14 protein-coding genes are annotated in these 15,605 nt (G+C 69.6%); 7 read left to right on the top strand and 7 right to left on the bottom strand.

The window, feature by feature from the left end:
* Positions 1–152: 152 nt before the first annotated feature.
* From ACWEO7_RS30255 to ACWEO7_RS30265, 3 genes are all read right to left on the bottom strand, one after another.
* Entirely contained in the window at positions 153–1,316 is a 1,164-nt protein-coding gene (locus tag ACWEO7_RS30255; protein WP_452428246.1) for an alpha/beta fold hydrolase, read from the bottom strand.
* A gap of 256 nt (positions 1,317–1,572) precedes the next feature.
* A complete protein-coding gene (bioD, locus tag ACWEO7_RS30260) occupies positions 1,573–2,247 on the bottom strand; it encodes a dethiobiotin synthase (RefSeq protein ID WP_450016109.1) in 675 nt (224 codons plus the stop codon).
* A complete protein-coding gene (locus ACWEO7_RS30265; protein WP_452428248.1) occupies positions 2,244–3,392 on the bottom strand; it encodes an 8-amino-7-oxononanoate synthase in 1,149 nt (382 codons plus the stop codon). The genes bioD and ACWEO7_RS30265 overlap by 4 nt, the downstream gene beginning before the upstream one ends.
* Before the next feature lie 59 nt (positions 3,393–3,451).
* On the opposite strand from ACWEO7_RS30265, the gene ACWEO7_RS30270 reads away from it, so the two are divergent.
* Positions 3,452–3,847: a hypothetical protein gene (locus ACWEO7_RS30270; protein WP_452428250.1), complete on the top strand. Its 396-nt coding sequence runs from the start codon at positions 3,452–3,454 to the stop codon at positions 3,845–3,847.
* Here ACWEO7_RS30270 and ACWEO7_RS30275 read toward each other — a convergent pair.
* Complete coding sequence (locus tag ACWEO7_RS30275) at positions 3,834–4,316, bottom strand: MarR family winged helix-turn-helix transcriptional regulator (RefSeq protein WP_452428252.1); 483 nt, start codon at positions 4,314–4,316, stop codon at positions 3,834–3,836. The genes ACWEO7_RS30270 and ACWEO7_RS30275 overlap by 14 nt on opposite strands.
* A 61-nt stretch (positions 4,317–4,377) precedes the next feature.
* On the opposite strand from ACWEO7_RS30275, the gene ACWEO7_RS30280 reads away from it, so the two are divergent.
* Positions 4,378–4,749 carry a cupin domain-containing protein gene (locus tag ACWEO7_RS30280; protein WP_452428254.1) on the top strand — a complete coding sequence of 124 codons (372 nt, stop codon included), beginning with the start codon at positions 4,378–4,380 and terminating at the stop codon, positions 4,747–4,749.
* A 4-nt stretch (positions 4,750–4,753) separates the two neighbouring features.
* Here ACWEO7_RS30280 and ACWEO7_RS30285 read toward each other — a convergent pair whose 3' ends face one another.
* Complete coding sequence (locus ACWEO7_RS30285; RefSeq protein WP_452428256.1) at positions 4,754–6,034, bottom strand: adenosylmethionine--8-amino-7-oxononanoate transaminase; 1,281 nt, start codon at positions 6,032–6,034, stop codon at positions 4,754–4,756.
* A gap of 165 nt (positions 6,035–6,199) precedes the next feature.
* Between ACWEO7_RS30285 and ACWEO7_RS30290 the strand changes: the two genes are divergently transcribed.
* From ACWEO7_RS30290 to treY, 3 genes are all read left to right on the top strand, one after another.
* Positions 6,200–7,135 (top strand): bifunctional helix-turn-helix transcriptional regulator/GNAT family N-acetyltransferase, encoded by a 936-nt coding sequence (locus ACWEO7_RS30290; protein WP_452428258.1) that lies wholly within the window; start codon positions 6,200–6,202, stop codon positions 7,133–7,135.
* 392 nt (positions 7,136–7,527) lie between these two features.
* The gene (gene glgX / locus ACWEO7_RS30295; RefSeq protein WP_452428260.1) at positions 7,528–9,648 is read left to right on the top strand and encodes a glycogen debranching protein GlgX; all 2,121 of its coding nucleotides are present in this window, start codon (positions 7,528–7,530) and stop codon (positions 9,646–9,648) included.
* Between the two features lie 11 nt (positions 9,649–9,659).
* Complete coding sequence (gene treY / locus ACWEO7_RS30300; RefSeq protein WP_452428262.1) at positions 9,660–12,092, top strand: malto-oligosyltrehalose synthase; 2,433 nt, start codon at positions 9,660–9,662, stop codon at positions 12,090–12,092.
* Here treY and ACWEO7_RS30305 read toward each other — a convergent pair.
* Complete coding sequence (locus tag ACWEO7_RS30305) at positions 11,985–13,271, bottom strand: DUF2235 domain-containing protein (RefSeq protein ID WP_452428264.1); 1,287 nt, start codon at positions 13,269–13,271, stop codon at positions 11,985–11,987. The genes treY and ACWEO7_RS30305 overlap by 108 nt on opposite strands.
* Positions 13,272–13,364: 93 nt before the next feature.
* Positions 13,365–13,598, bottom strand: a complete 234-nt coding sequence (locus ACWEO7_RS30310) for a hypothetical protein (protein ID WP_450016090.1) — start codon at positions 13,596–13,598, stop codon at positions 13,365–13,367.
* 88 nt (positions 13,599–13,686) lie between these two features.
* On the opposite strand from ACWEO7_RS30310, the gene ACWEO7_RS30315 reads away from it, so the two are divergent.
* A complete protein-coding gene (locus ACWEO7_RS30315) occupies positions 13,687–14,121 on the top strand; it encodes a nitroreductase family deazaflavin-dependent oxidoreductase (protein ID WP_450016088.1) in 435 nt (144 codons plus the stop codon).
* A 75-nt stretch (positions 14,122–14,196) separates the two neighbouring features.
* Positions 14,197–15,552: a threonine ammonia-lyase IlvA gene (ilvA, locus tag ACWEO7_RS30320; RefSeq protein WP_452428266.1), complete on the top strand. Its 1,356-nt coding sequence runs from the start codon at positions 14,197–14,199 to the stop codon at positions 15,550–15,552.
* The last annotated feature ends 53 nt before the right edge of the window (positions 15,553–15,605 follow it).

Genomic DNA, 15,605 nt, shown 5'->3' on the forward strand with positions numbered 1-15,605 from the left:
GGGCGACATCGACCGAAACACCTACAAGATTGAGATCGACGTCACCATCAACACCAGTTGACACCAGCCCGACCAGCCTATGTGAGCGGCATTGGAATTAGAACAAGACGAAACCGGCGCGAAAACGGTTTGTCTCAGCCTGGTTCGAACCCTCAGCGCGGCGGCGCGGCCACCGTCGTCGACCGGACCTGCTGCTGGTAGCGCTGCACGAACGGCAGAATCTGCTGCTCGATCACCGTGTTGTATTCCCGGGGCCGCTGCATCGGATTCGCGTGCCCGGTGCTTCGCGCCAGCACGACCAGCAGCGTGCCGTCCACCCCGCCGGACCGCTCGATCAGCACCCGATGGGAGTACTCGACGTCGACCACGCGGTCGGCGCTCGCGTCGCGCGGCCGGATGAAGACGATGGCGGGCCGTGGCTTGTCGGCCACGGGCTGGGCGAGGGCACGCAGGTCGTCCGTCGCGCCACCGGCCACGATGGCGGTGAACTGGGACTCGATCAGACCGTTGCTCGCCGCGTCGCGGGAGACGATCTTCTCCCGCATCACTTCCGCCAGCACCTGGCCCAGTTGGCCGAACCGGATGCCGGGCAGCCCGTCGCCCCGGTAGACGAAACGGTCCCGGCGAGCGTAGGTCTCCACGGCCAGCCGGAGCATGCGGCTTTCCCGCGCACCGGGCAGCCAGCCCATCCACCGCAGCATGTCCTCACCGCGCCCGCGACTCTCCGGACGGACCGCGTTCAGGTCGACCGGCGTGCAGTCCAGGATCACCCCGACCAGTCTGCGGTCGCTGTCACGGTGGATGTGCTCGGCGACCTCCAGTGCGATCACGCCGCCCATGCTGTGGCCGACGAGCACGACGTTGCGCAGACCCGACAGTTCGGCGGCGCGCACGACGAGGTCGGCGATCACCTTGGTGTCGATACCTTGATTGTCGTAGCGGATCGCCCACACCATGCCCATCCTGCGCAGAGCGGGCAGCGCGGCGGCGGTGTCACTGGCGTCGAGCCCGCCGAGCCCGACCAGATCCACCACGACGGTGTCCCAGTTCTGCGGGTCCACCGGCGGGGCGACGGGCAGGATGGCGGGCTCGGTCCGCGCCAGTCGCGCCTGTTCCGGCGCGACGTCGTACTTCCAGTACTGTGCGAACACCACGAGTCCGGCCAGCAGCAGTGCGGCCACCCGAAGCAGCGTCACCCTGGTGCGGCGCAACGTCTTCCACCCGTGCCCCAGGCTCGTGTCCCGCAGCCGAGCTCGGCGTCGCGCGTCGTCCCAGTCGGAGACGGTGGACGGGTGCCTCTCGTCCATCGGCGACATCCATCCCACTGTAGGCACGGGTGCGGGCGGTCGCCATGAGCCCGCTATCGTTCAGCGTGCCGCCGCGGCCATGGCCGCGAGTTTGCCCACCGAACTACACCAGCCGATTTCGTTGTCCTCAGGCGCGTTTCCGCTCGGAATTCTGCCACATACCGGCTGGTAGCCGATAGTTCGCCCACCGATCACCGCCAGTCGTCGGTCTCGAATTCGATGATCTGCGCCACGTAGCACTTTCGCGTCGCGGAGACGCCATCGATCAGCGGAAAGGCGACCAGGCGGGCTCGAACCACCCCGGGGCGGCGGCGGTGAAACGCGCACGCTCCCAGCCGCCCGCGCCTTGCGGCACCGAGCCAACCAGGTCGACGCCGGTGACGCGGGGCAGGTCGGTGCGATTGCATTCGGCGGCGAGATCCGGTTCGGCGGGCCAGGAGCCGATCACCAGGCCCTGGCACCGCACACCCGCCGATTGCAATGCGCGGGTGGTCAGTTCGCTGTGGTTGAGCGTCCCCAGCCCGGCCGCGGTGACCAGCAGGACGGGCGCGCCGAGTTTTTGGGCGAGGTCGAGCAGGGTGAAATCGCCTAGGCGCACCAGCAATCCGCCCGCGCCTTCGACCAGGACGAGGTCGGCGTCCGTCAGAGAGTCGACGGCGGCGGCGGTTTCGGCGAGCGTCAGCTCCGGCAGCCCGGCTCGGCGGGCGGCGGTGTCGGGCGCGAGCGGGTCCGGGTAGCGGGCGAGTTCGAGCGTGCGGGTGACGCCGGACAACCGCTGGATCTCCGCGAGGTCGCCGGGTTCGCCGACCTCGACACCGGTCTGGCCCGGCTTGCACACCGCCACCGAACGGCCGTTCGCCATCGCCGCGGCGGCGACGGCCGCGGTGACGACGGTCTTGCCGACATCGGTGGATGTTCCGGTGATCAGCAGGACGGTCATGCCGGCACCACCTCTCGCGCCTGCGCCAGCACCTCGCCGAGCACCGTCGCGATGGAGTCGAGTTCGGCCGGTGTGAGATTCGCCCGCGCGGTCAAGCGCAGTCGCGATGTGCCTTCCGGAACCGTCGGCGGACGGAAGCAGCCCACGTCCAGCCCGCGCGCCCGGCACGCCCGCGCGGCGTCGAAGGCGACTTGCGCCGGACCGAGCACGACCGACACCACCGCCGAAGGCGGCGCGGGCACACCGGCGATCCGGCCGATGTCCGCGGCGCGGGCCAGCACCCGCTCGGCCAGCTCCGGCTGGGCGCGCAGCACCCGCAACGCGGCCCGCGCGGCGCCGACGGCGGCGGGCGCGAGACCGGTGTCGAAGATGAACGTGCGCGCGGCGTCGATCAGGTGGGCGCGCACCCGGCCACTGCTCAGCACCACACCGCCCTGCGCGGCAAGGGATTTCGACAGCGTCGCGGTGATCACCAGATCCGGCGCCCCCGCCAGGCCCGACTCGTGCGCCAACCCGCGCCCGCCCGCCCCGCGCACACCGATGCCGTGTGCCTCGTCCACCACGAGCACCGCCCCGTTGGCCCTGGTCACCCGGTGCAGTTCGGTCAACGGCGCGAGATCGCCGTCGGCGCTGAACACCGAATCCGTGAGCACGAGCGCACGTTCCTCGACGCGCTCCGACAGCAGCCGGTCCACGGCCGCGACGTCGCGATGCGGCGCGATCTCCACCCGGGCGCGGGAGAGCCTGCACGCGTCCACCAGCGAGGCGTGGCTGCCCGCGTCGGAGATCACCAGCGAACCGCGCCCGGCCAGCGCGGTCACCGCGCCGAGGTTGGCCGCGTATCCGGAGGCGAATACGAGTCCCGCTTCGGCACCGACGAATTCGGCCAACTCGGTCTCCAGCAGTTCGTGCTCGGTGGTGGTGCCGGTGACCAGCCGCGACCCGGTCGACCCCGCACCCCAGCGGCGCACCGCCTCGATCGCGCCTTCGATCACCTCGGGGTGGCGCACCAGGCCGAGATAGTCGTTGGATGCGAGATCGATCGACGGCGCCTGCGGGCCGCGCGGGCGCAGCTCACGGCGCAGTCCCGCGGCCACGCGCGAGGAAGCGCGTTCGTCCAACCAGCTCAACGGATCGGTAGTCACAGCTCCGCAGCATACTTGAACACCGTTCAGGGCACTCGCCCACAGGTCCGCTGGTACCGTTGAGCCCATCGTTGGTGGTGTCACCGGCCCGCGGTGACAAGCTGCACCGGGAGGTACACGGCCGGATGCCGCGGTGGGCGATAGTCGTCGAGGAAACAACGGGCTCGGGCGATCACAAGCGCTGGTCACCCCGAATCCTGACGGAAGTGGTCGGCACGCGCGCACAGGCGCTGGCGAAACTGGCCGGCGTGCTGCCCACCTACACCCCGGAGCATCCCAAGCTGCGCGGTCGCCGCGTCGTGCTCCGCGACGGTGACACCTATCTACTGATGGTGCGCGGCTGGTCGGACGACTACCACTGCATCTTCCGGGTGTGGGAGATGCTGTCCGACAGCGATCGTCCCGAACTCGCCGACGGCCGCCATAATTCGTCCGATCGGCTCACGGACCAGTGAACCAGTTCGGCGTATCCAGCCGGAACACCTCGCCGGGCGTCAGCGAGCGCAGATCGCGCTCCAGTTCGGCCAGCCGATCCGCGCCGAGCAGTTCCGCCCAGCGATCGTGGATCCGGTCGAACGTTCGCGCCGATCGGGTCAGCACGTCCTCGGCGCGGTCGGTGAGCGTGTAGACCTTGCGCCGCGCGTCGGACGGATCGTGCCCGCGACGAAGGTAGCCCAGCCGCTCCAACGCCTCGATGTGCTTGCCCGCGGCCTGTTTCGACACGCCGAGCGCGCGGCCGAGGTCGGCGGCCGTGCAACCGTGCGGCCCGCCCGCGCGGCCGATCGCCTGGAAGACGAAGCCGTGCATCGGCCGCAACTCGGCGTGACCGTGCCCGGCCAGATCCGCGTGCACCTCGTCGATCACGATCCGGAAGCCGAGCAGCATGCGCAGCGGCAACTCGTAACCACCCGCGTCACTTGACATGATGGACAACCTCGTTGACTATATGGACAACCATGTTGTCTATTCTAGAGGTGGTAACCAGATGACCGTCATCCGAGACTCCGACACTCGCCGCACCGAAACCCCTGGCGGCGTCATGACCACGCTCGCCTCCCCCACCCAGGGCGGCTCCGGACTCGCGTTGTGGCGGGTCGAGGTGCCCGCCGACACCGCGGGACCGCTGCACTTCATCGACGCCGAGCAGATCTGGACCGTCCTCGCCGGACGGCTCGACGTCACGCTCGACGGCACGGAACTCACCGCGGCCGAGGGGGATACGGTGATCCTCCCGCCGAACGTGCTGCGACAGGTGCGCACCGGCGACGGCTTCACCGCCATCGTCACCGCGCCCGCGGGAGCGCGCGCAGGCACACCGGACGGCGACGGCACCATCGTCCCGCCCTGGATCGCCTGACCGGTCACCGGCCGCTCTGCGCGGCGACCGCGGCGCGCATCCCGGCGGTGATCGTGGCGATGTCGCCGGACGTGCTGATGAACGGCGGCATGGTGTAGACGAGGTTGCGGAACGGACGCAGCCACACCCCGGCCGCGACCGCGGCGTCGGTCGCGGCGCGCATGTCGACCGGGTGGTCCAGCTCGATCACACCGATCGCACCGAGCACACGCGCCTCGACCACGCCCGGCAGCTCGCGCACCGGGGCCAGGCCCGCGGCCAGCTCCGCTTCGATCCGGGTCACCTCGCCGCGCCAGTCGCGTGAGCGCAGCAACTCGATCGACGCGACGGCGACCGCGCAGGCCAGCGGGTTGCCCATGAACGTGGGGCCGTGCATGAGCCCGCCGTGCGCCGCGCTGATCGTCTCGGCGATCCGCGTGGTGCACAGCGCGGCGGCCAGGGTGAGGTAACCGCCGGTCAGCGCCTTGCCCACGCACATCACATCCGGGCTCACCCCGGCCAGGTCGGCCGCGAAAAGCGTTCCGGTGCGGCCGAATCCGGTCGCGATCTCGTCGAAGACGAGCAGCACCCCGTGCTCGTCGCACAACCGGCGCAGGTCGGCGAGATAGCCGGGGTGATGCCAGCACATCCCGCCCGCCCCTTGGACGATCGGCTCCACGATGACCGCCGCGAGTTCGCCCGCCTGCGCGGCGATCATGCGCTCCAGTTCCGCCGCGTATTCCGGGTGGTACTCGCTCGGCGGCGCCGGCGCGAACAGCTGATTCGCCAGGATGTCGGTCCACAGCGAGTGCATGCCACCCTCGGGGTCGCACACGCTCATCGGCGTGAAGGTGTCGCCGTGGTAGCCGCCGCGCCAGGTGAGCAGCCGCCGCTTCTCCGGCTTGCCCAGCGAACGCCAGTACTGCAGGCACATCTTCACGGCGACCTCGACCGACACCGAGCCGGAGTCGCACAGGAACACCTTGTCCAGCCCGGCCGGTGTCGATTCGACCAGCAACTCGGCCAGCCGGGCCGCAGGCTCGTGGGTGAGCCCGCCGAACATCACATGACTCATCCGCCGCGACTGGTCGACCAGCGCGGCGTCGAGCACCGGGTGCCGGTAACCGTGGATGGCGGCCCACCAGGAACTCATGCCGTCGACCAGCTCGCGTCCGTCGGCCAGGGTCAGCCTGGTCCCCGCGGCGGCGGCCACCACCAGCGGTTCGGTCGTCGCGGGGAAGCCGCCGTACGGATGCCAGACGTGCTCGGCGTCGAGGGCGGTGATCTGGTCGGGGGTCAGTGCCACAGGAATCCTCGCGTCACGGCCCGGGTCTCCCCGGGCGGCTTGAACACCGTTCAAGTTAGCAGCCGAGCAGGCCGGGCCCGCAAGGGTGGGCCGAGTTCGGCCGTTTCCCTACCCGGTGGCGTCGCGGCGGAATATTCTTTGACAAAGTCAAAGAATGGAGCCGCCGTGACCGCTGCCGCCCCCGCCGACATCGCCGCCGTCCGCGAGTTCAACCGCCACTACACGCGCGTGATCGGCGTGCTGCGCGAGGGACTGCACGACAGCCGCTACTCGCTCACCGAGGCCCGGGTCCTGTTCGAGCTGGCCGCCTCCGACGCCACCGAAGTGGTCGCGCTCCGGCACGCCCTGGACCTCGACGCGGGCTACCTCAGCCGCATACTGGCCCGCTTCGAACAGTCCGGCCTGGTGCGGCGCAACCGCTCCGGCAGCGACGGCCGCCGCCAGGAGGTCCGGCTGACCGACCGGGGCAGGGAGATCTTCACGACGCTCGATCAGCGCTCCAGTGACGAAGTGGGCGCGCTGCTCGACGCGCAGCCGCAAGCGACCCGCGCGCGCCTGATCACGGCGATGCGAACCATTCAGCAGATTTTGGACCGGCCCGCCGACGCACCTGCATTCTCGCTGCGACGCCCGGGCTCCGGCGATTACGGCTGGGTGATCCAGCGTCATGCGGAGCTCTACGCGAACGAATACGGATGGGACGCGACCTACGAGGAACTGATCGTGCGCATCGTGGCCGACTACCTGACTTCCCGCGACGAGCAGCGCGAGCGCGCCTGGATCGCGGAATCCGACGGCCGCCCGGTGGGCAGCGTCTTCTGCGTTCGCGAGGACGACACCACCGCGCGCCTGCGGTTGCTCCTGGTGGAGCCGACCGCCCGCGGTCTCGGCGTCGGCTCGGCGCTGGTGGACGAATGCCTGCGCTTCGCCACGGCGGCGGGCTACCGGGAGATCGTGCTGTGGACCAACGACGTGCTCACCGCCGCGCGGCGCGTCTACCAACGCGCGGGATTCGAACTCGTCGACCAGCAGCCGCACCACAGCTGGGGTCACGATCTAATCGGCCAGACCTGGCGGCGGTCGCTCACGCGCGCGAAGTGAGCCGCGCGCCCGCTCACGAGCCGCCGCACGATGCGCCGGGTCGCGCGCGCTTCCGCTACGTCGAGCACCACCCGGCCCGTCGCGGTTGGTGACCCGTATCGACGCACCGCGAGCCGCAGCACCTCGGATGCGTCCGGCGAGAGCTCGCGTCATCGCGACCGCCTCTACCGATGAGCTCGCGACCACCGCGCCCTGCTCGGGGCGAGGCCGACGCGGCGGTGGGTCCGTTCGCCCGCGCTGTGCCGCGAGACTGCGCGGCGTTGCCGCAGCGGGCCGCGCTCGGTGCGCGCACCATTCCCCGATGGCGCGAAAAATGCCTCCGACCTCGTTCGATCCGCTCACCCACAACCACCCGCACCGCTGAACGCCCGGCTGACGCTACTGTCGTTGCCATGGCTCAGCCCGACGCAGCGCCCGGTGACGCGGCACCTCTGGGTGTCTGGCCCGGCACCGCCTATCCCCTCGGGGCCACCTACGACGGCGCAGGCACCAATTTCTCGGTGTTCTCCGAGGTTGCCGACGCGGTCGAACTCTGCCTGATCGACGCCGACGGAGCCGAGAACCGGATCGCGCTCGACGAGGTGGACGGGTACGTCTGGCATGCCTACCTGCCCGGAATCGACCCTGGTCAGCGCTATGGATTCCGCGTGCACGGCCCATACGACCCCGACCGCGGGTTGCGCTGCGACCCGAGCAAGTTGCTGCTCGATCCGTACGGCAAGGCTTTCGACGGCGACTTCGACGATCACCCCTCGCTCTACACCCACGGACTCGACTCGCTCGGCCACACCATGACCGGCGTGGTGATCAACCCGTACTTCGACTGGGGCGCCGACCGGCCGCCCAACCGGCCGTACCACGAGACGGTGATCTACGAGGCGCACGTCAAGGGCATGACGATGACGCATCCCGAAGTGCCGGAGGAATTGCGCGGCACCTATTCCGGCATCGCGCACCCGGCGGTCGTCGACCACCTGAAGGGGCTGGGGGTCACCGCGATCGAACTGATGCCGGTGCACCAGTTCCTGCAGGACCGCGTGCTGCTGGATCAGGGACTGCGAAACTACTGGGGCTACAACAGCTTCGGCTACCTCGCGCCGCACAGCGAGTACGCGACGATGGATCGCGCCGGGTCGGCGGTCACCGAGTTCAAGGCGATGGTGCGCGCGCTGCACGCCGAGGGCATCGAGGTGATCCTCGACGTCGTCTACAACCACACCGCCGAGGGCAACCACCACGGCCCCACGATCGGCTTCCGCGGCATCGACAATGCCGCCTACTACCGCTTGGTCGACGACGATCCGTCGCACTACATGGATTACACGGGCACCGGAAACAGTCTCAACGTGCGCCACCCGCACACCTTGCAGCTGATCATGGACTCCCTGCGCTACTGGATCCTGGAGATGCACGTCGACGGCTTCCGCTTCGATCTGGCCGCGACGCTGGCGCGGGAACTGCACGACGTGGACCGGCTGTCGACGTTCTTCGACCTGGTGCAGCAGGATCCGGTGGTGAGCCAGGTCAAACTCATCGCCGAGCCGTGGGACGTCGGCGAGGGCGGCTACCAGGTGGGCAATTTCCCCGGCCTGTGGACGGAGTGGAACGGCAAGTACCGCGACACCGTGCGGGACTACTGGCGCGGCGAACCGGCGACGCTGGGCGAGTTCGCCTCTCGGCTCACCGGTTCCTCCGACCTGTACGAGGCCACCGGCCGCAGGCCGAGCGCGAGCATCAACTTCGTCACCGCGCACGACGGGTTCACGCTGCGGGATCTGGTGTCCTACAACGAGAAACACAACGAGGCCAACGGCGAGGACAACCGCGACGGCGAGAGCTGGAACCGCTCCTGGAACTGCGGTGTCGAAGGCCCGACCGACGACCAGGACATCCTCGCCCTGCGCGACCGGCAGAGCCGCAACCTGCTGGCCACGCTCATGCTCAGCCAGGGTGTGCCGATGCTGGCGCACGGCGACGAGATGGGCCGCACCCAGCACGGCAACAACAACGTCTACTGCCAGGACTCGCCGCTGTCCTGGATGGACTGGTCACTGCGGGAGAAGAACGCCGATCTGCTGGAGTTCACCCGCGCGGTGGTCGCGTTGCGCACCCGGCACCCCGTCTTCCGGCGCCGCCGCTTCTTCGCGGGCGGCCCGGTCCGTTCGGCGGACAACGCCCGCGACATCGCCTGGCTCACCCCGTCCGGCGAGGAGATGACCGAGGCGGACTGGGACAGCGGATTCGGCAAGTCGCTGGCGGTCTACCTCAACGGCGAGGCGATCCCGGAGCCGGGCCCGCGGGGCGAGCGGATCACCGACGACTCGTTCCTGTTGTGTTTCAACGCTCACGACGCGGCTATCGACTTCGTGCTACCGAGCACCGTCGACGGCGCGGAATGGTCGGTGGCGCTGGATTGCTCGACCCCGACCGGTCTGGCCGACGCCGGGTATCCCGGCGGCGCGGCCGTCACCGTCGAAGCTCGCTGTCTCCTCGTCCTCCGCCAGGCCGCCTGACCCGAATGCCGATGAACGCACCCGATCTCACCGAGACGCACGTGACCGACCCGGTGTCCCTCCGACGCAAGCCCGCTCGCCAGACGACGATCCGCAGCGCCTACCGGCTACAGCTACGACCGGACGCACTGACCTTCGCCGAGGCCCGCGCCATCGCGGAATACCTTCAGCAGCTGGGCATCTCGCACCTGTACCTGTCGCCGATCATGACCGCGGCACACGGCTCGACGCACGGTTACGACGTCACCGACCCGACCGCGGTCTCCGCCGCCCTCGGCGGGCCGACCGGGCTCAAGGCACTCGCCGACGAGGTGCGCAGCCGCGGCATGGGACTGATCGTCGACCTGGTGCCCAATCACGTCGGCGTCGCCGATCCGCGACAGAACGCCTGGTGGTGGGACGTGCTGCGGAACGGCAAGGAGTCGCGGTTCGCGCCGTATTTCGACATCGACTGGAGCCCCGGCAACGGCGCGGGCGGCAGGCTGGCGCTGCCGGTGTTGCAGAGCGAGAACGACCCGGCCGCCTTGACCGTGGACCGCACCGGCGCCGAGCCGATGCTCGCGCTGCACGATCTGCGTTTCCCGATCGCTCCCGGCACCGACGGCGACAACGCCCTGCGCATCCACGACAAACAGCACTACCGGTTGGTGAGCTGGAAGGCCGGGCTGTGCACCTATCGGCGTTTCTTCGCGGTGAGCAGCCTGGCCGCGATCCGTCAGGAGAATCCGGAGGTCTTCGAGCTCACCCACCGCGAGCTCGCCGCGTGGTGCGAGCACGACCTGATCGACGGCGTGCGGGTCGACCATCCGGACGGTCTGGCCGATCCCGCCGGTTACCTCACCCGGCTGCGCAGGGTGATCGGCCCGCACCGGCTGTTGCTGGTGGAGAAGATCCTGGCCAACCGCGAACCGCTGGACGCGACGCTGCCCATCGACGGCACCACCGGCTACGAGGCGCTGGCCGACTTCGGCGGCGTGCTGATCGATCCGCGCGGGGAGCACGCGCTCACCGAACTCTCGCGCCGGGTGGCCGGGCACGGCAGTGACCGGGCTTGGATCGGCGAGACCGAGCACCGGATCAAGCGCGCGGTCGCGGAAACCATTCTGACGCCGGAGGTCCGGCGGCTGGTGGCCGCGATCAAACAGGACGCGAACGCCGAGAGTTTCGACACCATGGCGCTGACCAACGCCACCATCGAGGTGCTGGCGTTCATGCCGGTCTACCGAGCCGACTACGCGCCGCTGTCCGGGATGACGGGCGCGGTGATCGCCGAGGTGGAGAAGCGCAACAGCGAACTCACCGCGCCGCTGGCGGTCCTGGTCGCGGCGCTGGCCGCCGACGGGGCGGCGGCGATGCGCTTCAGCCAGGTCTGCGGCGCGGTGACCGCGAAGGCGGTCGAGGACACCATGTTCTATCAGGCCGCCCGGCTGGTCTCGTTGCAGGAGGTCGGCGGCAACCCGGCGCGCTTCGGCCACTCGCTCAACGAGTTCCACCTGTCCAACAGCCAGCGCGCGCAACGCTGGCCCGCCACTCTGACGACGCTGTCCACGCACGACACCAAGCGCGGCGAGGACGTGCGCGCCCGCATCGGCGTGCTGTCCCAGGCCGCGGAGACCTGGGCGCGCAACGTCGACTCCTGGCTGGAGACCACCCCCGCGCCGGACGGTGCGACGGCGTTGTTCCTGCTGCAGAACATGTTCGGGGTGTGGCCCGCGGACGGGCGACCGGCCGCATCGGTGCCCGGCCTGCGTGAGCGTGTGCACGCGTTCGCCGAGAAGGCGATGCGGGAGGCGAACAGCAAGACCTCCTGGGAGGAGCCGGACGCCGAGTTCGAGGCCGCGGTGCACGCGTGGCTGGACGCGGTGATCGATGGCCCGGTGGGTTCCGAACTAGGCGATCTGGTGCACGAACTGGCCCCGCACGCCTGGTCGGACGCCTTGTCGCAGAAGCTCTTACAGCTGTGCGGGCCGGGCATCCCGGACGTCTACCAGGGTTGCGAGCTGTGGGAGGACTCCCTCGTCGACCCGGACAACCGCAGGCCGGTGGACTTCGCCGCCCGTGCGGGCATGCTGCAATCGCTCACCGGCACGCCCGCGCTGGACACCACCGGCGCGGCGAAGATGTGGATCGTCGCCTACGCGCTGTGGTTGCGCCGCGAACGTCCCGAGTGCTTCGTCGGCGGCACGTACCGGCCGCTGTTCGCCACCGGCGACCACGCGTCCAAGGTGGTGTCCTATGCCCGCGGCCGCGCGGGCGAGGCCCCCGAGGTCATCGTCGCCGCCACCCGCCACAGCGTGAGCCTGGCCGAGACCGGCTGGAACGACACGTTCATCGACCTACCCGCGGGCAGCTGGACCGACCGGCTGACCGGCCACACCTTCCAAGGCCGGGCGAGGCTGGAGAAGATGTTCGCCAGGCTGCCGGTCGCGCTGCTGGTGCGCTGACGGCACGGCCGCGCCCGCGTGCTCGAGTTTCTTGGAGAACACCCCGCGGATCTGCTCGAAAGCCGCTTCTGGGATCACACCGCCCAGTTCTTCGCGCCAGCGCCGCAGATTCGCGGGATGGTAGTCCAGCGCGTCCTGAGCGCTCGCGGACAACCGCACGCCCTGATCGGTGGGCATGGACATCCGGCGCCAGGAATCCCAGTGGAACCGGCGACTGCGCGGGTTGCGCAGCGTCCGCACCACGTTCAGGACGCGGTAGCCGATGCTCAGGGAATCGTGCAGCCGCATGTGGTCGCCGTTGGTGTGGTCGCAGCGCTTCGACAGCGCCGCCAGCCGGTCCCGGTCGAAGGCCAGCCCGACCGACTCCGCCTCGCGGACCATCCACTGCAGCGTGATGTCGGACAGGCCGCATTCGGTGTAGCCGCCACCGATGTCGCTGTGCACGCCGGGGAACCACACCTGTTTGACCCGCTCGAAGCCGCGCCGGTACTTCACCGTCGGTTCGACCGGCACCTCCCACACGGCCGGTTCGAAGTTGCGCCGCCGCTCGTCGATGGCCAGCGCCTGGCGGGCGCAGTGCACGTGCCGGGAGAGTTTGACGTCGTGGAAGCGGTGCCGCAGGGAGGTGATGCCGGGGACGCCGAGCGCGCCGACGGTGTCGAACACGCCGAGGAAATCGATCTTCGCCCTGTGGCAATACTTCCGGCGGAATTCCTGCCACTGCTCGGGCTCGGCCGGATCGGGGTTGTCCCGCGTCGGCGCGGGCGGTCGCTGCCGATAGATGTTCAGGGCGTCGGGGTACTTGCCTTCGATCATCGCTTCGGGGGTCATGATCCCGATACGGTTGATCAGGCCGGCCAGGCTGCGGGCGGTGAAGGCGCCGCGACTGAAGCCGAAGATGTAGATCTCGTCGCCCTTCTCCCAGTTCAGGGCCAGATGCCAGTAGGCGGACGACAGGTTCGCCTCGAGTCCGAGTCCGAAGGCACCGCCCATCAGGCGATCGCTGAGGAATCCGCGGGCACCCGGGCCGGAGACATAGGTGACCCACTGCTGGATCGTCTCCCCCGCCGGTCCGGGCGCATCGAACCGGATCGTCTGCGCGATCTTGACTATGTTCGAAACCGTGCCGCTCGACTCGGCCTTCCACGTGCCGTCGCAACACACAACCAGACGTTTCATGCGCTGATCCTCCCGCCGGCATCCCACCGAAACCCGCGTATTCGACTACTCGAATTCATCGCGTGGGACCGGGAAGCGTTAATGCGGGGCGCGCTACGACGTGCCGTCGGGCCCTTCGCCGAGACCCGCGACCGCCATGCCGATCAGCCACCGCGCCGCGCCGAGCGCTGCTGCGACGAGTACCGCGAGTTGCAGCGATCCGGTGATCATGGCCAGGACGAGGCAGCTCACCAAGCCGACGACCAGTGCGTCGAGCTTGTATACCGGCCACGCGCTACCCGCGATGTCGATCGTGGTGCCACGCGCCGAGGAGTGAACGACCGCCATCTCCTCAGGGTAGTCGCAACAATGAGTTCGGGCCAGCGAACTTTTTGTCGCCGGGAACACAAGTAGTCGCCGCGGTGTTGCCGCTGACATGCCACTGACAGGTGAATACGAACCGAGTACGTCCGACTGGGCCCGCGAGCAGGCCGAGAAGTACGAGAAGTCCGGCGGCACCGAGGGCGCGACCTTGCAAGGTGTGCCGATCATCCTGCTCACCACCAAAGGGGCCAAGACCGGCAAGCTGCGCAAGACCCCGCTGATGCGGGTGGAACACGACGGCGAGTACGCCGTGGTCGCCTCGCTGGGCGGCTCGCCGAAGCATCCCGTCTGGTACCACAACATCAAGGCCGAACCGCACGTCGAACTGCGCGACGGCACGGTCAACAAGGACTACACCGCCCGCGAGGTCTTCGGCGACGAGAAGGCGCGGTGGTGGGAGCGGGCGGTCCAGGTGTGGCCGGATTACGCGAACTACCAGACCAAGACCGATCGTCAGATCCCCGTCTTCGTCCTCACCCCGCAGTAGCTTCTCCGCAGGTAGTCAGCGTGTCACCGCCACCCGCCGCAGCTCGCCGGCGCGGCGGGTGGCAGCATATTCGGGGTGTCCGATCCGCTTGATGTCCTCGACGCACTGACCGCTTCTCGTCCCGCGCTCACCGCGGACGAGATCGATGCTGCCGCCAAGCGAATTGCCGACGTCATTGATCCGACCCCGCTGCAGCGCAGCGAGCGGCTGTCCAAGCTGACCGGGGCGAACGTCTATCTGAAGCGCGAAGACCTCAGCGCGGTCCGCTCCTACAAGCTGCGCGGCGCCTACAACCTCGTCGTCCAGCTGACCGAGCGGGAACGCGCCGCCGGCGTGGTCGCGGCCAGCGCGGGCAACCACGCGCAGGGCGTCGCGTTCGCCTGCCAGGCGATGGGGATCAAGGGCCGCATCTACGTGCCGACCACGACGCCGAAGCAGAAGCGTGACCGCATCCGGGTGCACGGCGGGGAGTTCGTCGAGCTCATCGCGGTCGGCGAGACCTACGACGCCGCCGCAGCGGCCGCCGCCGCCGACGTGGAGCGCACCGGCGCGACCATGGTGCCGCCGTTCGACGACACCCGCACCGCGGCCGGTCAGGGCACCATCGCCGCGGAGATCCTGGAACAGCTCCCCGCCACCCCTGACCTGGTGATCGTGCCGGTGGGCGGCGGCGGCTGCCTGGCGGGCATCGGCACCTACCTGCGCGCCCGATCCCCGCGCACCGCCATCCTCGGCGTGGAGCCCGCCGGCGCGGCCTCGATGACCGCGGCTCTGGTGGCGGGCGGTCCGGTCACGCTGCCGGAGATCGATCCGTTCGTGGACGGCGCCGCGGTGCGCCGGGTGGGCGCCGTGCCGTACGCGGCGGTGTCCGGATTCGGCGGGCGCGTGGTCTCGCACGCCTCGCTGCCGCTGCTGACCACCACCGAATCCCCCAGGGGCGCGGGCACTTTCCAGATGATGCAGGTCGACGAAGGCGCGATCTGCACGACCATGCTCGACCTGTACCAGAGCGAGGGCATCATCGCCGAGCCCGCGGGCGCGCTCACCACGACGGCGCTGGCGGAGATCACCGTGGAGCCGGGCTCCACGGTGGTGTGCCTGGTGTCCGGCGGCAACAACGACGTCTCCCGCTACGGCGAGATCATCGAGCGCTCGCTCGTGCACAGCGGGCTCAAGCACTACTTCCTGGTGGACTTCCCGCAGGAACCCGGCGCGCTGCGCCGCTTCCTCAACGAGGTGCTCGGCCCGGAAGACGACATCACGCTGTTCGAGTACGTCAAGCGCAACAACCGGGAGACGGGCGCGGCGCTGGTCGGCATCGAACTGGGCGCCCCCGACGGGCTGGCGCCGCTGCTGGAACGGATGCATCACTCCCCGATCCAGTGCGAGCGCCTCGAGCCCGATTCACCGGCCTACCGCTACCTGACCTGAGCCCGACTCCGGCGGTCAGGCGACCTCGAGCGTCTGACCGACCGGAATCCGAC

Source organism: Nocardia sp. NPDC004260, assembly GCF_053603155.1.